This is a genomic window from Thalassospira sp. SM2505 (genome assembly GCF_054901115.1).
On the sequence record NZ_CM142731.1, the window covers coordinates 1556465 to 1577446 of the forward strand.

Here is a 20982-nt window from a genome sequence, read left to right on the forward strand (position 1 = left end):
AACAACGTGTCGCGTGATAACCGCGTGATTGAAACATGATCCAATTATCCTCAAATTGGAGTTGAAAAATCCGCCGAAACGGCGGTTTTCCGCCATTTCGGCGGGGGAAGCGCCAACCTATCGCCTCACTTTGGCGTGGTCAACAGAAATTGGTTAATATCATGACGCATTTTTGCTGCCAAACTTTCCGAATATTGCGCGTCGATGATTTCCTTGTCGGTCATCTGATGACGAAACCACGTTAATTGGCGCTTTGCATAACGTCTGGTTTCGCGCTGTGATTTCTCTTTGGCGGTGGCAAGATCAATCTTGCCTGCCAGATATGCTCCAAGCTCACGCACGCCGACCGCCTTCATGACCGGGGCGCTCTCGGGAAGCCCAAGCGCAATCAAATCGCGGACTTCGTCAATTGCACCCTGTTCGATCATAAGGTCAAAACGCCGGTTGCAGCGATCATAAAGTATGTCACGTGGCGGCATGTAGCACAGCTTTTTGAACTTCATGTTCGCAGGCGGCGTGATCACTGGTTCCTTGTGCCAGGCTGCCAGTCCGCGACCGGTATGGGCGAAAACCTCGGCGGCGCGAATCAGACGTTGCGTATTGGTGCCATCAAGTGTCGCGGCGGTCTCCGGATCGTCTTTTGCCAGCTTTTCAAAGAATGCTGCGTGCCCAAGATCTTCGAGTTCGGCGGTAACACTGTCGCGAATCCGTGCGGGGACATCCGGGATCGGTGCGATTCCCTCGGTCAGGGCGTTCAGATACATGCCCGTGCCACCCGTGATGATCGGGAGCTTGCCCGAAGCATGGCAGTCGGCAATCTCGACCATGGCCATCTCGCGCCACTTGCCCGCTGAACAGGCTTCGCGTCCTGACAGCACACCATAAAGCCGATGGGGTGCACGTGCGGTTTCGCTTTCATCAGGGCGGGCGCTCAGGATGCGCAGTTCCTTATAGACCTGCATGCTGTCAGCATTAATCACCACGCCGTCAAAGGCTTCGGCCATATCAAGCGCAAGCGCGGACTTCCCGCTGGCAGTCGGGCCAGCAACGATCAGGACAGGGGCAAAGGAACTGTTGGCGTTAATGGCCGACATGAAGGCACTTCCAAGCTCGGATATTCAAAGGTCGGACAGTCTATTGGGTTCGATGCCAAAGGCATAGCGATTTGGGACACATGACCCCGGCAAAAAACACGTAAACAAGACGTATTGCGCGAAAGTTCTCTTGCCAGGGTCGGGCGCAATTCGGATAAAGGCGACAAATCTGTTTAATGCCTTTTCCGCCAAGGAGCCCGCAGACCATGAAGTTGGTACTGACCCTGATTGCCGCCCCGAATTCGAATGCGTTGACCAAGTCCGTCATCGATAAAGCAGCAATCGCCCTGACCGGGGCAGGGGCCCTTGTCGGGGATGTGACCTGGCTTGCCGAGGGTGAGGCATGTGATCTGATCTTTGATGGCATCACGCTTGATGTGGCTGATACCAGTCTTGCTGAGTCCGAGCTTGGTGTGGATGCCGTTACCCAGAAAATCGCAACCCGGCGCAAGAAGCTGCTGATTGCCGATATGGACAGCACCATGGTGACCGGTGAAACCCTTGACGAGCTCGCCGAGTTCGCCGGGGTCAAGGAACGGGTGGCGGCAATCACGGCACGCGCCATGAATGGCGAGCTTGATTTCGAAGCCGCCCTTGATGAACGCGTAGGCCTTCTTGAAGGCATGTCGACCGAGATGCTGAAAGAAGCTTGGAAAACTGTCGAATATACCGGCGGGGCAAAAACGCTTGTCTCGACCATGAAAGCAAACGGGGCTTTTGCCGCACTGGTATCAGGCGGGTTCGATTTCTTTACTGGCGCAGTTCGGGCTGAACTTGGTTTTGACTATGATCAGGCCAATGTTCTGATCGAACAAGACGGCAAACTGACTGGCAAGGTCAAAAAACCGGTTCTTGATCGTCAGGCCAAGGTGGACGCGCTTGAAAACCTGTCAGCCGAGCAGGGCATCACGGTCGATGATGCGATTGCGGTCGGTGACGGTGCCAATGATCTTCAGATGATCTCGCTTGCCGGGACCGGTGTTGCCTTCCATGCCAAACCGTCAGTTCAGGAACAGGCACGCATCTGCATCAATCATGGCGATCTGACAGCACTCCTGTATTTGCAGGGCTATGCCAAGGCCGATTTCGTTTCCTGATCACCGGAACATTGCAAAGAAAAAGGGCGACCTGCGTGGCAGGTCGCCCTTTTTTCATGTCAGTATCGTTGGTGATACTTATTCAGCAACCGAAAGGGTCAGGCCAAAGTAACGCGGGCCAGCAGATGTTTCGATCAACATCAGAATGGTGCGCTTGTCGTCATCAACGGCGGCTTTGACAGCCTTGGTGACATCTTCGACATTCGAGACCGAGCTGTGCGACGCTTCGATGATGATGTCACCGGGGCGAACACCCTTTTCGGCAGCATAGCTGTCACCTGATACGTCAGTCACAATCACGCCTTCGGTACCTTCGGCAAGGTTGTAACGTTTACGAAGGGTATCATCGACATTGGCAACCTTGATGCCAAGTTCGTTGATGTTGGCCTCGGCAATCGCCGGTGCTTCCTGGCTGTCAGAAGGCGTTGCGCTTGCGGCAATGACTTCTTCTTCAAGTTCGCCAAGTTCGACCTGTACGGTCTGTTTCTTGCCATCGCGCCAGATCACCACATCGACATCCTTGCCGATTTTGGTTTCGGCGACGATACGTGGCAGGCGACGCATGGACTCAACATCCTTGCCATCAAATTTCAGGATGACATCACCCTGTTTGATGCCTGCTTTTTTGGCCGGGCTTTCGTCCGACACGCCAGCAACCATTGCACCCGATGCGCTATCAAGTCCAACCGAGTCAGCGATATCTTCTGTTACGGTCTGGATGTGAACCCCAAGCCAGCCACGACGGGTACGACCATATTCCTTGAGCTGGTCGACAACGCCCTGAGCAATGGCCGACGGAATGGCAAAGCCGATACCGACCGAACCGCCGGACGGGGAATAGATCGCGCTATTGATCCCGATCACATCACCATCAAGGTTAAACAGCGGACCACCCGAGTTTCCACGGTTGATCGACGCGTCGGTCTGGATGAAATCGTCATACGGACCCTGATTGATGTCACGGTTCCGGGCCGAAATAATACCGGCCGTCACAGTGCCACCAAGACCGAACGGGTTACCGATTGCCATCGCCCAGTCACCAATACGCGACTTGTCTGAATCGCCCCATTTAACGAACGGAAGATCGTCTTTCGGGGTGACTTTCAGCAATGCAACGTCGGTTTTCGGATCGCGACCGATCAGTTCGGCATCAAGGGTTTCACCGTCATGAAGACGCACGCTGATCTCGTCTGCGCCATCAATGACGTGGTTGTTGGTCACGATGTAACCATCTGCCGAGATGATAAAACCCGAACCAAGAGCGGTTGCGCGACGCTGTTGCGGGGTTTGACCACCCTGACCGCCTTGACCATTCCGATCCATAAAGTCACGGAAAAGATCTTCGAACGGCGAACCCGGGGGGAACTGGAAATCAGGTCCCTGGCGGTCTGCGACAATCTGGCTGGTTGAGATGTTCACAACACTTGGCAGGAGTTTTTCTGCCAGGTCTGCGAAGCTTTCAGGAGCGGGGCGGGCATTCGCGATTTGCGAAACACTGGTCACGCCAAGGAGAACAATCACCAGTGCTGCGCTTACTTTCGACCGCACCGGGTTGTATAATGCTTGTAGCATGTGTCTGGTCCTGTTCGTTGCCGCGTTCACGGTATTTGTAATTCTGTTTTTGCAGCGCGCGATGGGATTCTTAATTTACCCGTCGCTTAATTAATCAAATTAACCCCGACTTTGGCAGAATTTGGGCGGCTCTGGGAAAAATCAAGGAATTCTCGGCACAACATCGTGGCGTTTTACCCGTGTATGGCGGTTTTCCGTGGCTTATAGCCAGGTTCTAACGGCCCAGATAGCGCCGATTGCAACGACGGCTGCAACCAATCCACCAATGCGCAACTGCGATTCAGGGATTTCCTGAACAAGTTCCAACACCCTTTTCGCGCCGCCGGGAAACAGCGAATAAAACATGCCCTCCAGCGCGATGGCCAGAAGTATAGCAGTTGCAAGTTCCTTCATGGGCGTGGACGTTCCGGCGGTTTAAAACGCCTGCCTTACGCGGTGCGCCGGCAGGACATAATTATGAAAACAAAAAGGGCGACCTGACTAATATGCCGGTCGCCCTTGTGTTTTGTCTAGCGGCTTGTCGCAGGACCAGACTTATTAAAGTACTGGAAAAACTCGCTGTCTGGTGAAAGCACCATGGTCGAGCCGTTATCAAGCGCTATTTTGTAGGCTTCAAGCGAACGATAGAATTCGAAGAATTCCGCGTCCTTGCCATAGGCTTTACCAAGGATAACGTTCCGTTGACCGTCGCCTTCACCGCGCAGGACTTCGGCCTGACGGTTTGCTTCGGCGATGATGCCGATGCGTTCACGGTCGGCTTCTGCCTGGATTTTCGCCTTGAGCTCTTCACCTTCTGCGCGAAGCTGGGCTGCTTCGGCAATACGCGAAGAACGCATACGGTTATACACCGCTTGCGAGGTTTCCTGTGGCAGGTCGGTACGACCGATACGGACATCAATCAGCTCAACGCCGAATTCCTTGGCCGGATCGATCAGCGTTGCCTGGATCTTTTCCATGATCTGTGCACGGTTGTCCGAAAGCATCGACACAAGCGGGGCCTGTGCGAGTTCACCACGGATAACCGAGTTCAGACGCTGACCAAACAGCTGCACGAAGTTGGCAGCGTTGGTTGCGCGCTGACGGAAGGTCAACGGATCAACGATTTTCCAGCGGGCAAAGCTGTCAACATTGACACGCTTCTGGTCCGACAGAAGAACCTGCTGTACCGGCGGATCAAGTTCCAGAATACGACGCTCGTAATATTCCACGTTCTGGATCGGCAGTTTGAAATGCAGACCCGGCTCGGATACCGCATGAACCGGATTACCGAACTGAAGAACAAGTGCCTGCTGGTCCTGACGGACCGTAAAGACACACATGGAACCGATCACGGCGGCAATGACAACGACGACGCCTGCGGCAATAAGTTTAGGACTTGCCATTAGTTGTTGCCTCCTGCATTCGCACGTTTCTGAACTTCGGGCAGCGGAAGGTACGGCACGACGCCATTCCCTTGTGCATTACGCTCGATGATCACTTTGTCGGACTTGCCCAGGACTTCCTGCATCGTTTCGAGATACAGACGACGGGTGGTCACGTCCTTTGCGGTAAGGAAGGAATTGTAGATCGAGTTAAAGCGTTCAGCTTCACCTTCTGCTTCCTTCGTCACACGGTCCTTGTATGCGCGGGCCTGAAGAACCTGACGTTCAGCTTCACCCTTTGCACGCGGAATGATGTCGTTGCGATAGGCCAGTGCTTCGTTCTGGGAACGATCACGGTCCTGACGCGCACGCTGCACATCGTTAAAGGCATCAATAACGTCACGCGGCGGATCAACCTTCTGCATCTTCACTTCTGCAATAAAGATACCGGAATCATATCCGTCCATGATTTCCTGAAGCAGGGTACGGGTCTGTTCCTCAACCCGGACACGGCCAACAGTCAGGGCCTCTTCCAGATTGGTTTTCCCGATCACCTCGCGCATTGCACTTTCAGATGCAAGCTTGATGGTGTTTTCCGGATCACGAACATTAAACAGATATGCGCCAGCATCGCTGATGCGCCACTGAACGACATAATCAATGTCGATGATGTTCTGGTCACCAGTCAGCATCAGGCTTTCTTCTGGCACATCGCGCGAACCGCCCGTTGTGACATTGCCTGCGCCGCGATAACCGACCTCGATCTGGTTCGTCCGTTCAACGTTCGGCTTGATGACCTCGCCAATCGGAGCCGGCAGGAAGTAGTTCAGACCCGGACCCGTGGTGCCAACCCATTTGCCAAACAGAAGCGTGACACCCTGTTCGCCCGGCTGGACACGGTAAAAACCGGTCAAAAGCCACAACCCGATCACAGCGATACCGATCAGGACAAAGCCCTTGTAACCGCCACCACCGGGGAACAGCCGTTTCAGGCGTTCCTGGCCTTTACGAATCATTTCATCAAAATCGGGGGGCGTATTTCCGCCGCCGCCACCACCGGAAGGACGCTGTCCCCACGGATTCTGGCCGCCACCGTTATTTCCGCCGCCGCCCCAGGGGCCGCCGCCCCCTTGTGAATTCCAAGGCATCGAGTGTTTTCCTCTTCTTGCCGTTCGGTGTTTATCTTTGCTTACCGAGTACCAGGGTCTGGACTCATAAATATGTTTGCAATGGTTGATTGGACAGGTGCAGATACGCGGAGCGAGGCAACAGGAAGATTTTTATCTTGCAATGCCTTGTGACAACGTTGCCCGTGCCTATCCGATCAATCCGAAGGACAATCGCAAGATTTGCGAACTCCTGCGTCAAATCCCTTGACCGGGATACCGACCCGCTCTAAGGGCTTTTCCTTGTGTTTCGCAAATCTTGCGATTGCCATTACAATCATATTTATGAGCCCAGACCCTCTGGCCTTATATGACAGCTTGCCCTGCAAAACAATGTTACGCGCCTGCAAGTTCTGTGTGATCACGGACTTAAGCCAAAATTTGGAGACCGCAATATGACTTCGCCCAACCGTGAACAGATTGTCGCCGCACTCGACAGCGTCATCGACCCGGTCGACGGCAAATCAATCACAGCCAAGGACATGGTGCAAGGCATTGATATAAATAATGAAGTCGTCAATGTCATGATTGCGGTTGATCCCAAGCGCGGACCGGCACTCGAAGATTTGCGCCAAGCTGCTGAAAAGGCTGTTGCTTCTGTGAACGGGGTCACAACAGCCCGTGTCGCCCTGACCGCAGAACGACCAACGGCTGCAAGTCAGTCTGCCGCGCACCAACCAGCAGCTGAAAGACCGGCCCAACCCGGACAGCGTCCGCAAGGGGCGGGACAAAAACCGCTCGAATTGCCTTCTGTACGCAGCATTATCACCGTTGCCTCGGGCAAGGGTGGGGTGGGTAAATCCACGACCTCGGTCAACCTTGCCTTGTCGCTGGTTGCCAAGGGACTCAAGGTTGGCCTGCTTGATGCAGATATTTACGGGCCGAGTCTGCCGCGTATGATGGGGCTTCGTGATGCGAAGCCGGTGCCGTCCTCCGAACATCAGGGTAAAATGATCCCGCCTTCGGCCTTTGGTATCCGAATCATGTCGATCGGCTTTATGGTTGACGAAGAACAACCGGTGATCTGGCGTGGCCCGATGGCGATGGGCGCACTTGAACAGCTTCTGCGCGATACCGACTGGGGTGATCTTGATGTTCTGGTGGTTGATATGCCACCGGGTACTGGTGACATTCAGCTGTCCATGGCGCAGCGTGTTCCGGTCACCGGGGCTGTGATTGTTTCGACCCCTCAGGACATCGCGCTTCTGGATGCCAAAAAGGGCCTGAACATGTTCCGCAAGGTCAATGTGCCGGTGTTCGGTCTTATCGAAAACATGTCCTATTACAAATGCCCGGAATGCGGCCATGTTGATCATGTCTTCGATCACGGTGGGGCGCGCAAGGCCGCTGATGAGCTGGGCGTTCCATTCCTTGGCGAAATCCCGCTGGATCTTAAAATCCGTCTGGGTGCGGATGAAGGCAAACCGATTGTTCATACAGAAGCCGACGGTGAACATGCCAAGGCCTATGGTGACATTGCAGGGAAAATCGCTGCGGCGATTGAGGAACGCGTTGGTCCGGCCGAGGCGCCTAAGAAAAAGGGATTGTTTCCCAAGATCAGCTTCAAATAAGCACAGAAAAGGGCCGCAACGTTGTGGCCCTTTTCGTTTGTTTGTGGGGTAATCAGGCCGACGCTATCTGGTTGGACGACCCAAGCATCCGGTGTTCAATCACGGCCAGAATGCCAACTGCAATTGCTTGAAGGATTACAAAGCCGTATCCGGGTACGGTCGGTGTAATGAACGACATCATCAGAACACCAAGGCTGGCTGCTACCCATCCCAGATTGCCCAAGATAATGAGTAAAACCAGCGCGTTACCCGGTGTCGGTTGGCGACCGGTGAAGGCCATCAGGGCCGCGCAGGGAAACAGGATCAATCCGGCATAAAACAGAAGGTCGACCGGTAGCCCCAGCCATTGACCAAGCCATCCGGAACCAGCCGTCAGCAAAAGCCCAAAGCCAAGGCAGGTTGCAGCATCAATCATCAGGACAGTTTTCAGAAGTTTGGTGGAAGAAAGTGCAGCCATCATTCAAACCTTTCGGGTTGCGGGTGATGGCGACACCTTGCCGTGATCAGGGAATGATTACGATTACCTCAGAGGTAATGTTTAATCCTTTTCTTTGGTGGTAGGCTGCGAAAACTTTGAAACAGAACAGCCGATCCAATGACCCATGACGCGTTTGGAAATAGTCTTAAGGCATGGCGGAAACAGCGCCGGCTGAGCCAGCTTGATCTGGCCGGGGATGCTGATATTTCGACCCGGCATCTCAGCTTTCTCGAAACAGGACGATCGAAGCCAAGCCGGGATATGATTCTGCATCTTGCCGACTGCCTTGATGTACCTTTACGCGAAAGAAACAGGTTGCTGGTTTCTGCGGGGTTTGCGCCAATTTATGCAGAACATGATTTTGATGGGGATGCAGGGACTGCCATTCGAGATGCGGTTGATCGGATCTTGTGCGCCCATGAACCCTATCCGGCGCTGGCGATGGATCGGCACTGGAATATGGTGGCGGCGAACCGGATTGTGCCGCTATTGCTGTCGGGGCTTGATCCTGAATTTCTGCGTCCGCCGGTAAATTTGTTGCGCCTTAGTCTCCATCCGGACGGCTTGGCATCACGGGTGGTGAATTTCGCACAGTGGCGAACGCATCTGCTCGATCGTCTCCGCCGCCAGATCGACGTGACCGGTGATCCCGAATTGATCCGACTTCATGATGAAGCCGGTCGCTACGCCATGCCTGTTGATCACGATAATATGGAAAAAACCGTTGGCGATGATGCCGGGGCAGACGCAATCAAGGGCCTGATTGTTCCGCTGATCCTCAAAACGGATGCCGGTGTGTTGCACTTTGTCAGCACGACAACAGTTTTTGGAACCCCGGTCGAGGTAACGTTATCTGAGCTCGCAATTGAAACGCTGCTTCCGGCTGATGAGGTCACAAGCAATGCCTTGAAACAACTTTCCTCAACACTATAGGCGGTGGAATTGTCAGGTGAATTGGTGTCTTGTCTAGTGAAATGCAGACCCGATAGCCTGACGCAGGGCGTTGGTGACAATGGAATCAAAGGTGCCATCTTCGACCATTTCAGCGATAGCGCGATTGATCAGTGCAATCTTTGACAGGTCTTTGGACCGTCTGTTCAAGGCGATGAAGGTCTGATTTTCAAAAAGGGCACTTTCAGCGCGCACGATCTGGTCTTCAAGTCGGAGCTTTTTGATCCAGATATCACCTGCTTCGCGCACCGCAATTACGGCATCAATCCGTTTGCTGATCAGCATCGAAAAATTCTGATCATCGCCGGTTGCTTCGGATGCGGAAAACAATCCTGCTCTGCGCGCACTGTCAAAGGCATCGCCATAACTCCAGCCACGAATGACTCCGACACTCATGCCTTCAAGATCATCAAGGTCACTTTCACCAGCGAAGTCAGTTTTGGGGCGATAGATCATCAATCCTTCGCGGTGGATCGGGTCGCTAAAGGCATATCTCTTTTGGCGTTCAAGATTTTTGTATATTCCGGCGATCCCGCCGTCACCGTTTTCAAGATGCATGAGCGCGCGACGCCAGGGAACTGCGATAATTTTTACCGATATGCCAGCCCGCGCGAAAACTGCCCGAACGATGTCCGGATAGATGCCCTCTGCCTGATCGTCACTGCGATACATAAACGGTGGATTGGCTTCATCAACATAGATGGTCAGGGCATGAGCATGTCTTGCGGGCAACAAAGCCGCCATGCTGCAGACGATGAACCACAGAATAGTCCAGACAATTGGTCTGTAATGCCGCGCCATCTCACCCCCAACGATATCTGATATTCGTCATATGGGAACAATCGCATGCCTCGACAACGGAACGGCATATCTCTGTGTTGATAAAGAAAAACCCCGTCAGATCGCTCTGACGGGGTTTTTCTGTAAATCGGTAATACTTACTGAACAGCTTCTGCCATGAAGTTTGGCATCCAGCCTTCATTCAGGTTGCGCAGTTCGGAAAGGGATACTTTCTCGCCACCGTCAATGGAGACGGCATCGCCGCCAGCCTGGCCGATGATCACCGCAGCAACGTTCGAGCTGCTTGCTGCGTTGAGAACCTTGTCCGGATCGCGGGTTGCGATCACGTAGCGACCCTGATCTTCACCAAACAGCCATGCGATTTCGCTACCAGCTTCCGGCAGATGCAGGTCGGCACCGATATTGCCCGCAAGGCACATCTCGGCAACCGTGACCAGAAGGCCACCATCAGCGATATCGTGGCAGGTACGAACCAGACCCAGTTCAATCAGTTCACGCACCAGCGTACCGGCGCGTTTTTCTGCATTGAGGTCAACCGGCGGCGGTGCACCTTCTTCGCGACCTTCGATGGTCTTGAGATACAGCGACTGACCCAGTTCACCGGTCGCAGCACCGATCATGATCAGCGCACTGTCATCACGCTTGATGCCAATCGTTGCATGGTGATCCAGATCGGAAATCACACCAACGCCACCAATTGCCGGGGTCGGCATGATGCCAACGCCGTTGGTTTCGTTGTAAAGCGACACGTTGCCCGAAACGACCGGGAATTCCAGTGCGATACAGGCTTCGCCGATGCCCTGACATGCGCCAACAAACTGGCCCATGATGCGCGGACGTTCCGGGTTGCCGAAGTTCATATTGTCGGTGATGGCAAGCGGCTTGGCGCCGGTTGCAACCAGGTTACGGTATGCTTCGGCAACGGCCTGTTTGCCGCCTTCGACCGGATCGGCCATGACATAGCGCGGGGTACAGTCGGTGGTGGCTGCAATGCCCTTGTTCGTGCCCTGAACGCGCACGACACCGGCATCGCCACCCGGACGGACAATGGTGTTGCCCATGACCAGATGGTCATACTGTTCCCAGATCCAGCGACGTGACGCAAGGTCGGGCGACGCAATCAGGGTTTTGAGCGCCTCAACATGGCTGACCTTGGCCGAAATGCTTTCGGGATCAATACGGTCCTGTTTTGGGGTCGGTTCCCACGGACGGTCATATTCCGGCGATGCTTCGGCCAGCGGATCAATCGGAAGATCACCGGCAACGTCGCCATGCCATTTCAGGACCATGCGCTTGGTGTCGGTCAGAATACCGATGACCGCAAAGTCGAGTTCCCATTTGTCAAAGATTGCCTTGGCGGCATCTTCGCAACCGGGTTTCAGAACCATCAGCATGCGTTCCTGCGATTCAGAAAGCATCAACTCATAGGGCGTCATGCCTTCTTCGCGCATCGGGACTTTATCAAGCCACAGCTCGACACCGACACCGCCCTTGGAGGCCATCTCGAACGAGGATGAGGTCAGACCAGCCGCACCCATATCCTGAATTGCGACGATCATGTCGGTTGCCATCAGTTCAAGGCAGGCTTCAAGCAGAAGCTTTTCAGTGAACGGATCGCCGACCTGAACGGTGGGACGCTTTTCTTCGCTGTCGTCATCGAACTCGGCTGATGCCATGGTTGCACCATGGATACCGTCACGGCCGGTTTTCGAGCCGACATAGACAACCGGGTTACCGATACCAGCCGCAGCCGAATAGAAGATGTTATCCGCATCGGCCAGACCCACGGTCATCGCATTGACCAGGATGTTGCCGTTATAGGATGCATGGAAGTTGGTTTCGCCACCGATGGTCGGAACACCCATGCAGTTGCCATACCCGCCGATACCTTCGACAACGCCACTCAGAAGATGACGGGTTTTCGGATGATCGGCCTCGCCAAAGCGCAGGGCATTGAGGTTGGCAATCGGACGTGCGCCCATGGTGAAGACGTCACGCATGATGCCGCCAACACCGGTTGCAGCACCCTGATAGGGTTCGATAAAGGACGGGTGGTTGTGGCTTTCCATCTTGAAGACAGCAGCCTGACCATCACCGATATCAATCACACCGGCGTTTTCACCCGGACCCTGAATGACCCAGTCAGCCTTGGTCGGAAGAGTCTTGAGCCATTTCTTCGAGGACTTGTAGGAGCAATGCTCAGACCACATGACCGAGAAAATGCCAAGTTCATTGATGTTGGGTTCGCGACCCATGATTTCGAGAACGAGTTTGTACTCTTCCTCGTTCAGGCCGTGTTCCTTGACCAGTTCCGGCGTGATCGGGGTGTTGAAATCGTTAGCACTCACGATGCTGCCTCCACCAAGCTTTTGAACAGATTGCGGCCATCGGTGCCACCATGGAGCGGATCAATCGCATTTTCCGGGTGCGGCATCATGCCAAGGACGTTGCCCGCCTCGTTGATGATGCCGGCAATGTTGCGCTGGGAACCGTTCAGATTGGTTGCCGGATCAACATCACCATTCGCATCACAATAGTGCAGGATGACGCGACCTTCGCCTTCGAGGCGGTCAAGCGTTTCGCTATCGGCAAAGAAGTTGCCGTCATGATGGGCGACCGGATAGTCGACGACATCGCCAGCCTTGTACTGGTTGGTGAAGCGGGTATCAGCGTTTTCGATCTTCAGATGCGTGTTCTTGCAGATGAATTTCAGGCTGGCATTGCGCATCAGCGCACCGGGCAGCAGGCCTGCTTCTGTCAGAATCTGGAAACCGTTACAAACGCCAAGGATGGTCACACCGGCTTTGGCGCGTTCAGCAACAGCGCGCATGATCGGGGACTTGGCAGCCATGGCGCCGCAACGCAGATAGTCGCCATAGGAAAAACCACCCGGGACCATGATGATGTCGGTCTTTGGCAGCTCGGTCTCGCCATGCCAGACCACGACCGGTTTGGTGCCGGTGGCCTGTTCGAGTGCTGCGATGGCGTCATTCTCCCGGTTGATGCCGGGGAAGAGGATGACAGCGGATTTCATGAAATACCGTCTCTCGATTAATGTCCGTTACTTGATCGCGATAGACAGGGGCCGTGCAATGACAAGGCCCCGCCCGTGCCGTTAGGCCAGCTCGATGCTGTAATCTTCGATCACGGTATTGGCGAGAAGCTTCTCGCACATTTCCTTGACCTCGGCTTCGGCCTTGGCGGCATCGGTGCCATCCAGTTCGAGTTCGATGAATTTGCCCTGACGGACGTCATTGACGCCATCAAAACCCAGGCCCTGAAGGGCGTGGTGAACGGCTTTGCCCTGGGGGTCAAGAACGCCGTTCTTCAGGGTGACATGAACACGTGCTTTCACGAGAAGCTCCTTTAAGTTCGCAGGCGCGGGGCTCGCGCGACTCTGTTTGCAAACAAAACGCTGTCCGGAAATTTGTTCCGGCCAGCCATAAGAAAAGGCCGCGCGAGCGCGGCCTTGGGGTGTTATTTGGTCGCGTCTTTGTTCAGCGACTCTATTTCGGCGGACTCAGGGAGCACACCAAGACGGCGCGCGACTTCCTGATAGGCCTCTTCGACGCCGCCGAGATCGCGACGGAAGCGGTCCTTGTCCATCTTTTCGTTGGTAACGGCGTCCCACAGACGGCAATTGTCCGGGCTGAATTCATCGGCCAGAACCAGTTGTGCAAAATCACCTTCCCAAACACGACCGAATTCAAGTTTGAAATCGACCAGTTTGATACCGATGCCACGCATCAGGCCGCACAGATAGTCATTGACGCGCAAGGTCATGCCAACGATTTCCTCAAGCTCATCCGGACTTGCCCAGCCAAGTGCGAGGATATGTTCGTCAGAAACCAGCGGGTCACCAAGATCGTCGTCCTTGTAGTAGAACTCGACGATCGGACGCGGAAGACGTTCGCCTTCTTCAAGGCCAAGACGCTTTGCCATGGAACCGGCAACGATGTTACGAACCACAACTTCGATCGGAACAATTTCGCATTTCTTGCAAAGCTGTTCGCGCATGTTAAGGCGGCGAATGAAGTGGGTCGGGATTCCGATTTCTGCCAGACGGGTCATGACGAATTCGGTGATCATGTTGTTCAGGACGCCCTTGCCGGCAATCGTGCCGCGCTTCTGAGCGTTAAACGCAGTGGCGTCATCCTTGAAATACTGAATGATCGTACCGGGCTCAGTACCTTCGTAAAGAACCTTGGCTTTACCCTCGTAAATGGGCTGCTTTCTGGACATTGGCGGGATCTTTCACATCTAGGCCCGCACGGCAACTGCGCAGGCACCCTGAAATTCGCGCCCCCCGTATAGCAGTGCTTGGCGAGAAACTCAATTGTCGCTTAAGCTCTATTTACGCAAACTTGATAATCAAATTTTGCAACCGTCGCGCCATCTGACAAGGGACTGCGTATTCTGCACTGCAACCAATTGGCAAAGCAACGTTTTGTCGCTTTGGGCGTCTCAAAGTGCGACAGGCAGAAACGGAACACTGTCAGGTTGTCCGTCGGCAAATAACCAGACCGGGCGACGGGGCAATTCATGCTCGCTGGTGGGAATCGCCGGTAATCCGATCAGCGACGAACTGACAGTCTCAAATCCCATATTGCTGCGCACCAGCATTGCGTCCGCACGCATGTTGTAATGATCGGGGTCGGGCGCCTCGATGCCGGTATCAGCCAAAAGCGCCTGCCAGGCAAACCAGTCATCGGCCTCGGGGTTGGGCGAGGGGGCCGCCCGGAACCGTGGAAGGTTACGTCTGGTGCGCGCGCTGTTTGCCGTGTCATTCAGGTCATGGGCCGTCAGGATCGAAAGGCCTTCGGGGATCTCGGTGATCTCGATCTTGCCCGTCCCGCGATTGGCCAGCCAATAGGCATCCCGGTTATCGGCAATCACCATGTTGAACGGACGATAGGCCGTCCCATCAAGTGCGGCCAGTGACTGGGCCGCATCAATTGCATCTGCATGATCAAGGGCTTCAAGGGGTAATTCGCCACGGGATCGTTTGTCTTTGGCCGGACCGAGGGTGCCAAAGCGATTGAGGACTGCGGCAACAACACCATCCTCGTTGACACCAAGCCAGGTGCCCCCGGCTGTTTCATCAAGTCCGGCAATCACATCCGGGCGGTCATCCCAGTGGCGTGCCGGGGCCTTCCAGGGGCGATTGTTCATTTCGTCTCGATTGGCGCCAATGATCACCGGCCAGTCATGGTCGGGGCGGCGTAAAATTATGACTGTGCACATGAGCCAGATCAAAGCGTGATGACAGATCATTTGTCAAATTCAAAAGTATGGAGCAAAGGGGTGAAAACGGGCTCCTTTGTTCTCAAATATATAGTCAGAATGCGACGTCCAGTCTTTGTCCTGAGGCCGGAAAATCTTCAAGGAGGGAACAGTATGAACAGCTTTAATGATCGTGAACGTGGTTTCGAAGCGAAGTACAGCTTTGATTTGGAACAGGATTTTCGCGTTGAAACGCATCTTTATAAAATGCTGATCGTTTGGGCTGGCGAACAGATGGGAATGTCACCCGATGAATGTCAGGCCTATGCTGTCAAAACGGTGGGCGAAGTGGTTGCAAACCCGCGCGACAACAGTGTTGTGGTATCCCTTCTGGCAGATTTCGGACGCAAGAATATCGACATGACGGCGTCCGAGCTCAATTCAAAACTTGAAGAGCTACGTCCGGTAGCGCGAGCAGAAGTTCTGAGCTGAAAGCCATGATGCAGGCCTTTGCCAAAAACTTCTAGTTTGCAAACATCTAGGCGGTTTCGTATCCTGCTTGCTGATGCAAAAGATGAGTGAGCGCAACCTTTTGGTGTGAGATCTTTCACCAGGGGTGAAGGGTGCTAATCAGGTAGAAGAAGGGCAAAGGCTTTGCGTATCCTTTTGGCGGACGATCACGATCTGGTTCGTGAGGCAATATCACTTCTGTTCCAGCAATATTTCGAGGATTGCGAGGTTGCAGAGGCCGGTGCGTTGGACCCGGCTTTGGACCTGATCGCTGAAAACAATTCGTTTGATCTTGTCCTGCTTGATCTGCGGATGCCCGGCATGAATGGCCTTGAGGGTCTTAAACGCGCGCTTGAAAAAGTTGCGCCATCGACCTTTGTTGTTCTTCTGTCGGGGGCTTATCGCAGCGAAGATGTGCGCAATGCCATCGAGGCAGGCGCACATGGCTTTATCCCCAAAACCCTGCGTGGTCAGGCGCTGGCGAATGCCGTGCAGCTTGTCCTGGCCGGGGAAAAATATCTGCCGTCATCCATCCTCAATGATCTGAGTGACGGTATGGTTGGCGGTGGTGATGGCGAAGGCCGTCTTGCAGGCGGCTTTGGCAATGAGGGGGATTTTGCCCGTCTGACACCGCGCGAACGTGAAGTTCTCGCCTTGTTGTCAGAAGGGCGTCCGAACAAGGACATCGCCCGTCATCTCGACCTGCGCGAGATCACGGTGAAATACCATCTGAAAAACATCTATCGCAAACTGAACGTTTCCAACCGCGCACAGGCCGTGAAAATGGCTCTGGAAGATATGGCGCGTACCGGAAGTTTGTAGTAAGTTCGTCAAAGGCAGCTCTGTTTGCGGCGCAAATCCCGGCTCGTGATTTCACGGGCCGTTTTTTGTTGTCGTAACCGACTTGCTTTCCCTCGTAATGTCACCTGAAACGAGGATAAATTCATGACTGTCAAAATTGCACTGGTTGGCGACTTTAACCCCGATGTCACCGCCCATCAGGCCATTCCCAAGGCGCTTGATGTTGCCGGGAACCAGATTGATGTGCCGGTTACCTATGACTGGATTTCAACCGCTGCCCTTGATGATGTTGATCCCGAAGGGTTTCTGGGCAGCTATCATGGCATCTGGTGTGTCCCGGCAAGTCCATATCAAAGCTTTGACGGGGCGCTTGCCGCCATTGGGTATGCACGAACCCGTAACGTGCCTTTTATGGGGACGTGCGGGGGGTATCAACATGCCGTTCTTGAATATGCGCGCAACGTTCTGGGTTTGGGCAATGCGGCAAATGCCGAAATTGATCCGGATGCGGAACTTCCGCTGATCGCCCCGCTGGTTTGTGCGCTGATTGATCAGGATGGCGGGATTGAGCTTGTCAAAGACACTCTGATCCGTTCCCATTATGGCCTCGACCAGATACAGGAAACCTATCGATGCAGTTACGGATTTAATCGCGACTATGTCGGATTGTTTGACGGGCATCCGCTGTGTGTGTCTGCCTGGGATCAGGATGGCGATCCGCGCGCGGTGGAGCTTCGCGATCATCCGTTCTTTATCGGAACAGCGTTCCAGCCCGAACGATCCGCCTTGCGCGGAGAGAACCATCCACTGATTACGGCTTTCGTTCGTGCCGCTGCACAGAACAGGTCATAACCACCAAACGCAGATAAAAAAGCGCCCCCGGAATACGGGGGCGCAGCCTTGAGAACAGGGAGCTCTCAGGCATGTTCGGGCCGGTTGTGGACCCGCACATCTTGTAAAGTCGCAGGGGAGGTTGCAGGGGGTGTTCTGCCCGACTGCATGATGATCACGCCAACCAGAATAACCGATGTTGCGAACAAATCGGTCAGTGTGACCGTCTCTCCAAGGATCAGTGTGCCGGTGGCAAGTCCGATGACAGGGGGAATATAGGTCGAACTGGCAGCTTTGACCGCGCCCAGCTTTTCAACCACATAATAATAGCAAACATAGGCAATCCCGGTGCCAAACAGGCCAAGGCCGATAAACAAACCAGCCGTTGCCAGCGGATTGACAAAGATGGCATCAATCCCGTCAAAGTCACCCACCACCAGCATGGTCGCAGATGCAAAGCCAAGCTGATAAGTGCATAGTGCAATCGGGGAAATACCAAGCGGGCTTATGAACTTTCGGGCATAGACAAAAGACAGCCCGACACAGGCCGAGCCGAGCGCGATATAAACAACACCCGCAAGATCAATGCCGCCGCCAACACCTTCCCAGGGGCGGGCAATCGTTACAATACCGGTAAAACCCAACAACAGACCGCCAACCGAACGCAGATTGATCGGTTCACCCTTGAGAAACAGCAAGGCGGCAATGAAGGTGAAAAATGGAATGGCTCCGGCCAGAATGCTTGCGATACTTGATGGTAATATCGCGATGCCTTTGGCGAAGGCGTAATAATAAACCGATGCAGCCAGTAACGACATGACCACGAAGTGATGTGTATGGCGCAGATGGCTCCATTTCAGCTTGCCGTGTAGCAAGGCAATCAGGAACAGCGGAAGAAAGCCCATACTCACCCGGATCATAACGATCTGAGTCGGGGTGATATAGTGGCTGGCCGTTTTGTTAAACAGATAGGTCAGCCCCCAGACAAGGGCGAGAAATCCGAAAACGATATAGCCATTCTTCTTCATGCCGAAAAATCCGAATTGCGATCTTTCACGACATTTACTGGTTTTGAGTGTATTATACAAATCATGCTATTTTCATCATGATATAGAAAAACTGCATTATGACGTCTTATCCACCCTTGAAATCATTGCCTGCTTTCGAGGCCGCCTTGCGTCTGAACAGCTTTGCTTTGGCGGCAAGTGAACTTAATGTCACGCCCGGTGCCGTCGGGCAGCAAATACGCAAGCTTGAGGAATGGCTGGGGGTTGAGCTGTTCATCCGATCTGTCCGGCAAGTGACGCCGACGCAGGATGGTCTGGCCTATGCCGCGCGTATTGCGCCGGCCTTGCAGCAGATATCGGACGCCAGTGCCCATTTACGCCGCCGTCAGGATCATTCCGTTCATTTCGCCATGCCGCCCAGTTTTGCGGCCAAATGGTTTTCACCCCGCATGGCGCGGTTTCTGATCAAGCATCCGACGACAGCCCTTCATGTCGGCTCGACCGAGGAAAAGCCAAACTTTGATCAGGACGGGCTTGATATTGCCGTGCGCTATTTTGACGGCAATGACGACAGTCTTGAGGCTGTGTTGCTGTATCGCGGGCAGGCGGCAGTTTATTGCGCGCCATCTTACCGTGATGAACTGGGGCTGGAAACACCGACTGATCTGGTTCGTGCAACCCTGATCAATGATACCAAGCATCACTGGTGGGCCGACTGGCTGGCGACGTTCGCCGATATGCCGCCGGAACAAAGCCGACAGATCAAGCATATCGATATTGATCAAACCGCTATGGTGATCGAAGCCGCTATTCATCATCAGGGGGTGGTGATTGCCAACCCGCTTCTGACCGAGGAAGATGTGATGGAAGGAAAACTAATCCATCTGTTTCCTGATCAGGTCATGACGGTGCCCCTTGGCTATTATCTGGTGCACCCCAAAAAGCGCGAATTGCGCAGTCATGTTCGGCTGTTTAGGGACTGGTTGCTTGATGAAGCCCGCGATCTTGTGACCAGTCAGAAACTTTGATTGTTGCAACAAAAAAAGCCCCGGCCAGAAGACCGGGGCTTTGATTTTTGAACCGGGTTGCCGTTAGTCGGCAAACACGCGGGCAAAGATCGTGTCGACATGCTTGGTGTGGTAACCAAGGTCAAACAGGGCTTCGAGCTTGTCCATCGGAATGCGTGCGGTGACGTCTTCGTCGGTTTTCAGAAGCGACAGAAGATCGCCTTCGCGGTTCCAGACCTTCATCGCGTTGCGCTGAACGATACGGTACGAATCTTCGCGCGAAACACCATGTTGGGTCAGGGTCAGCAGCACGCGCTGCGAGAAGACCAGACCACCCATCTGGTTGAGGATTTCGTCCATGCGTTCCGGATAGATGACCAGGTTTTCAACAACGTTGGTCAGGCGCATCAGGGCGAAATCAAGCGTTACGGTCGCATCCGGACCGATGTTACGTTCAACCGAGCTGTGCGAAATATCGCGCTCATGCCAAAGGGCAACGTTTTCCATTGCCGGAATGGCCATCGAACGTACCAGACGGGCAAGACCGGTCAGGTTTTCGGTCAGAACCGGGTTACGCTTGTGTGGCATCGCCGAGGAGCCTTTCTGCCCCTTGGAGAAGAATTCCTCAACTTCGCGAACTTCGGTGCGCTGCAGGTGACGAATTTCGGTTGCCAGATGTTCGATCGAGGATGCGATAACCCCAAGGGCTGCGAAATAGGCCGCATGACGGTCGCGCGGGATGACCTGGGTCGAAACCGGTTCCGGTTTCAGGCCAAGCTTGGCGGCGACATGTTCTTCAACGCTCGGATCGATATTGGCGAATGTGCCAACCGCACCCGAAATGGCGCAGGTCGCGATTTCTTCACGCGCCACAACCAGACGATCACGGTTACGTTTGAATTCAGCGTAGAAGGTCGCAAGCTTCAGGCCAAAGGTCACCGGTTCTGCGTGGATGCCGTGCGAACGACCCATGCAGGGGACGTCTTTGGTTTCATAGGCGCGCTTTTTAAGCGCGGCCAGAAGCTTGTCCATATCTTCAAGCAGGATGTCGGTTGCCTGAACGAGCTGCACGTTAAAGCAGGTATCAAGTACGTCCGAGCTGGTCATGCCCTGATGAACAAAGCGTGCTTCTTCACCGACCTGTTCGGCCAGTTCGGTCAGAAACGCGATGACGTCATGTTTGACTTCGGCTTCGACGGTGTCGATGCGATCAATACGATCCTGGGTATAGGGCTTGTCGCCTTTTTCCCAGACGAGCTTGGCGGACTCAGTCGGGATAACACCCAGTTCAGCCAGTTTGTCAGCAGCGTGTGCTTCGATTTCGAACCAGATACGGAATTTGTTCGCCGGTTCCCAGATGGAGGTCATCTGCGGACGGGAATAACGGGGGATCATGCGGTCGCCTCCGGGCATAATGGTTGGGCGCCGGGGGATGATGCGAATGATCGGAATGCGTGATCAATTGCACGATCATAGGGCCGGCACGCTTTCACCGGGTCGGATAGTCCATTC

21 protein-coding genes are annotated in these 20982 nt (G+C 54.2%); 7 read left to right on the plus strand and 14 right to left on the minus strand.

All coding sequences use genetic code 11. The annotated features are described in order from the left end of the window. Nucleotides 1–125: 125 nt before the first annotated feature. Nucleotides 126–1094: a tRNA (adenosine(37)-N6)-dimethylallyltransferase MiaA gene (gene miaA / locus ACTU44_RS06995; RefSeq protein ID WP_462097043.1), complete on the minus strand. Its 969-nt coding sequence runs from the start codon at nucleotides 1092–1094 to the stop codon at nucleotides 126–128. 206 nt (nucleotides 1095–1300) lie between these two features. On the opposite strand from miaA, the gene serB reads away from it, so the two are divergent. Beyond that, entirely contained in the window at nucleotides 1301–2191 is an 891-nt protein-coding gene (gene serB, locus ACTU44_RS07000; RefSeq protein WP_462097044.1) for a phosphoserine phosphatase SerB, read from the plus strand. A 78-nt stretch (nucleotides 2192–2269) separates the two neighbouring features. Here serB and ACTU44_RS07005 read toward each other — a convergent pair whose 3' ends face one another. From ACTU44_RS07005 to hflK, 4 genes are all read right to left on the minus strand, one after another. After that, complete coding sequence (locus ACTU44_RS07005) at nucleotides 2270–3763, minus strand: DegQ family serine endoprotease (RefSeq protein ID WP_114099109.1); 1494 nt, start codon at nucleotides 3761–3763, stop codon at nucleotides 2270–2272. A 201-nt stretch (nucleotides 3764–3964) separates the two neighbouring features. Next, nucleotides 3965–4156 carry a DUF2065 domain-containing protein gene (locus tag ACTU44_RS07010; RefSeq protein ID WP_114099110.1) on the minus strand — a complete coding sequence of 64 codons (192 nt, stop codon included), beginning with the start codon at nucleotides 4154–4156 and terminating at the stop codon, nucleotides 3965–3967. A gap of 116 nt (nucleotides 4157–4272) precedes the next feature. Beyond that, on the minus strand, nucleotides 4273–5145 hold the full coding sequence (gene hflC, locus ACTU44_RS07015) for a protease modulator HflC (RefSeq protein ID WP_114099111.1): 873 nt from the start codon (nucleotides 5143–5145) through the stop codon (nucleotides 4273–4275). Further along, nucleotides 5145–6272, minus strand: a complete 1128-nt coding sequence (gene hflK, locus ACTU44_RS07020) for an FtsH protease activity modulator HflK (protein WP_336080367.1) — start codon at nucleotides 6270–6272, stop codon at nucleotides 5145–5147. The genes hflC and hflK overlap by 1 nt, the downstream gene beginning before the upstream one ends. A 413-nt stretch (nucleotides 6273–6685) precedes the next feature. On the opposite strand from hflK, the gene ACTU44_RS07025 reads away from it, so the two are divergent. Beyond that, nucleotides 6686–7861 carry an Mrp/NBP35 family ATP-binding protein gene (locus ACTU44_RS07025; RefSeq protein ID WP_462097045.1) on the plus strand — a complete coding sequence of 392 codons (1176 nt, stop codon included), beginning with the start codon at nucleotides 6686–6688 and terminating at the stop codon, nucleotides 7859–7861. A 52-nt stretch (nucleotides 7862–7913) separates the two neighbouring features. On the opposite strand, the gene ACTU44_RS07030 is transcribed toward ACTU44_RS07025, so the two are convergent. Beyond that, nucleotides 7914–8321: a hypothetical protein gene (locus ACTU44_RS07030; protein ID WP_462097046.1), complete on the minus strand. Its 408-nt coding sequence runs from the start codon at nucleotides 8319–8321 to the stop codon at nucleotides 7914–7916. A gap of 135 nt (nucleotides 8322–8456) precedes the next feature. Here ACTU44_RS07030 and ACTU44_RS07035 point away from each other — a divergent pair, with 135 nt between their 5' ends. Further along, entirely contained in the window at nucleotides 8457–9272 is an 816-nt protein-coding gene (locus ACTU44_RS07035; protein WP_462097047.1) for a helix-turn-helix domain-containing protein, read from the plus strand. A gap of 33 nt (nucleotides 9273–9305) precedes the next feature. On the opposite strand, the gene ACTU44_RS07040 is transcribed toward ACTU44_RS07035, so the two are convergent. The 6 genes from ACTU44_RS07040 to ACTU44_RS07065 form a co-directional block, all read right to left on the minus strand. Beyond that, on the minus strand, nucleotides 9306–10091 hold the full coding sequence (locus ACTU44_RS07040; protein WP_336080371.1) for a substrate-binding periplasmic protein: 786 nt from the start codon (nucleotides 10089–10091) through the stop codon (nucleotides 9306–9308). A gap of 137 nt (nucleotides 10092–10228) precedes the next feature. Further along, a complete protein-coding gene (gene purL / locus ACTU44_RS07045; protein WP_462097048.1) occupies nucleotides 10229–12439 on the minus strand; it encodes a phosphoribosylformylglycinamidine synthase subunit PurL in 2211 nt (736 codons plus the stop codon). Beyond that, nucleotides 12436–13125, minus strand: coding sequence for a phosphoribosylformylglycinamidine synthase subunit PurQ (gene purQ, locus ACTU44_RS07050; protein WP_462097049.1), 690 nt, complete (start codon nucleotides 13123–13125; stop codon nucleotides 12436–12438). Before purQ ends, purL begins: the two co-directional genes overlap by 4 nt. A gap of 81 nt (nucleotides 13126–13206) precedes the next feature. Beyond that, nucleotides 13207–13446 carry a phosphoribosylformylglycinamidine synthase subunit PurS gene (gene purS, locus ACTU44_RS07055; RefSeq protein WP_008891731.1) on the minus strand — a complete coding sequence of 80 codons (240 nt, stop codon included), beginning with the start codon at nucleotides 13444–13446 and terminating at the stop codon, nucleotides 13207–13209. 122 nt (nucleotides 13447–13568) lie between these two features. Continuing rightward, nucleotides 13569–14333 (minus strand): phosphoribosylaminoimidazolesuccinocarboxamide synthase, encoded by a 765-nt coding sequence (gene purC / locus ACTU44_RS07060; RefSeq protein ID WP_114099121.1) that lies wholly within the window; start codon nucleotides 14331–14333, stop codon nucleotides 13569–13571. A gap of 222 nt (nucleotides 14334–14555) precedes the next feature. After that, a complete protein-coding gene (locus tag ACTU44_RS07065; protein ID WP_462097050.1) occupies nucleotides 14556–15335 on the minus strand; it encodes an NRDE family protein in 780 nt (259 codons plus the stop codon). Nucleotides 15336–15488: 153 nt separating this feature from the next. Here ACTU44_RS07065 and ACTU44_RS07070 point away from each other — a divergent pair, with 153 nt between their 5' ends. The 3 genes from ACTU44_RS07070 to ACTU44_RS07080 all read left to right on the plus strand — a co-directional run bounded on the left by ACTU44_RS07070 (nucleotide 15489) and on the right by ACTU44_RS07080 (nucleotide 17477). Further along, nucleotides 15489–15806, plus strand: a complete 318-nt coding sequence (locus ACTU44_RS07070) for a DUF1476 domain-containing protein (RefSeq protein ID WP_114099123.1) — start codon at nucleotides 15489–15491, stop codon at nucleotides 15804–15806. 162 nt (nucleotides 15807–15968) lie between these two features. Further along, nucleotides 15969–16646, plus strand: a complete 678-nt coding sequence (locus ACTU44_RS07075; RefSeq protein WP_114099124.1) for a response regulator — start codon at nucleotides 15969–15971, stop codon at nucleotides 16644–16646. A gap of 123 nt (nucleotides 16647–16769) precedes the next feature. After that, nucleotides 16770–17477, plus strand: a complete 708-nt coding sequence (locus ACTU44_RS07080; RefSeq protein ID WP_462097051.1) for a CTP synthase C-terminal region-related (seleno)protein — start codon at nucleotides 16770–16772, stop codon at nucleotides 17475–17477. A gap of 65 nt (nucleotides 17478–17542) precedes the next feature. On the opposite strand, the gene ACTU44_RS07085 is transcribed toward ACTU44_RS07080, so the two are convergent. Further along, entirely contained in the window at nucleotides 17543–18484 is a 942-nt protein-coding gene (locus ACTU44_RS07085; RefSeq protein WP_462097052.1) for a DMT family transporter, read from the minus strand. A gap of 98 nt (nucleotides 18485–18582) precedes the next feature. Between ACTU44_RS07085 and ACTU44_RS07090 the strand changes: the two genes are divergently transcribed. Next, entirely contained in the window at nucleotides 18583–19491 is a 909-nt protein-coding gene (locus ACTU44_RS07090) for a LysR substrate-binding domain-containing protein (RefSeq protein WP_462097053.1), read from the plus strand. Nucleotides 19492–19554: 63 nt separating this feature from the next. On the opposite strand, the gene purB is transcribed toward ACTU44_RS07090, so the two are convergent. After that, nucleotides 19555–20865 carry an adenylosuccinate lyase gene (gene purB, locus ACTU44_RS07095; protein ID WP_462097054.1) on the minus strand — a complete coding sequence of 437 codons (1311 nt, stop codon included), beginning with the start codon at nucleotides 20863–20865 and terminating at the stop codon, nucleotides 19555–19557. Nucleotides 20866–20982: the final 117 nt, after the last annotated feature.

Excerpts from the sequence above, each read along its gene's own strand:
- ACTU44_RS07030 (WP_462097046.1), bottom strand. The coding sequence starts at position 8,321 with ATGATGGCTGCACTTTCTTCCACCAAACTTCTGAAAACTGTCCTGATG.
- ACTU44_RS07070 (WP_114099123.1), top strand. The coding sequence starts at position 15,489 with ATGAACAGCTTTAATGATCGTGAACGTGGTTTCGAAGCGAAGTACAGC.
- ACTU44_RS07035 (WP_462097047.1), top strand. The coding sequence starts at position 8,457 with ATGACCCATGACGCGTTTGGAAATAGTCTTAAGGCATGGCGGAAACAG.
- ACTU44_RS07040 (WP_336080371.1), bottom strand. The coding sequence starts at position 10,091 with ATGGCGCGGCATTACAGACCAATTGTCTGGACTATTCTGTGGTTCATC.
- ACTU44_RS07025 (WP_462097045.1), top strand. The coding sequence starts at position 6,686 with ATGACTTCGCCCAACCGTGAACAGATTGTCGCCGCACTCGACAGCGTC.
- ACTU44_RS07010 (WP_114099110.1), bottom strand. The coding sequence starts at position 4,156 with ATGAAGGAACTTGCAACTGCTATACTTCTGGCCATCGCGCTGGAGGGC.
- ACTU44_RS07065 (WP_462097050.1), bottom strand. The coding sequence starts at position 15,335 with ATGTGCACAGTCATAATTTTACGCCGCCCCGACCATGACTGGCCGGTG.
- ACTU44_RS07080 (WP_462097051.1), top strand. The coding sequence starts at position 16,770 with ATGACTGTCAAAATTGCACTGGTTGGCGACTTTAACCCCGATGTCACC.
- miaA (WP_462097043.1), bottom strand. The coding sequence starts at position 1,094 with ATGTCGGCCATTAACGCCAACAGTTCCTTTGCCCCTGTCCTGATCGTT.
- hflC (WP_114099111.1), bottom strand. The coding sequence starts at position 5,145 with ATGGCAAGTCCTAAACTTATTGCCGCAGGCGTCGTCGTTGTCATTGCC.
- serB (WP_462097044.1), top strand. The coding sequence starts at position 1,301 with ATGAAGTTGGTACTGACCCTGATTGCCGCCCCGAATTCGAATGCGTTG.
- ACTU44_RS07085 (WP_462097052.1), bottom strand. The coding sequence starts at position 18,484 with ATGAAGAAGAATGGCTATATCGTTTTCGGATTTCTCGCCCTTGTCTGG.
- purQ (WP_462097049.1), bottom strand. The coding sequence starts at position 13,125 with ATGAAATCCGCTGTCATCCTCTTCCCCGGCATCAACCGGGAGAATGAC.
- purC (WP_114099121.1), bottom strand. The coding sequence starts at position 14,333 with ATGTCCAGAAAGCAGCCCATTTACGAGGGTAAAGCCAAGGTTCTTTAC.
- purB (WP_462097054.1), bottom strand. The coding sequence starts at position 20,865 with ATGATCCCCCGTTATTCCCGTCCGCAGATGACCTCCATCTGGGAACCG.
- ACTU44_RS07090 (WP_462097053.1), top strand. The coding sequence starts at position 18,583 with ATGACGTCTTATCCACCCTTGAAATCATTGCCTGCTTTCGAGGCCGCC.
- ACTU44_RS07005 (WP_114099109.1), bottom strand. The coding sequence starts at position 3,763 with ATGCTACAAGCATTATACAACCCGGTGCGGTCGAAAGTAAGCGCAGCA.
- hflK (WP_336080367.1), bottom strand. The coding sequence starts at position 6,272 with ATGCCTTGGAATTCACAAGGGGGCGGCGGCCCCTGGGGCGGCGGCGGA.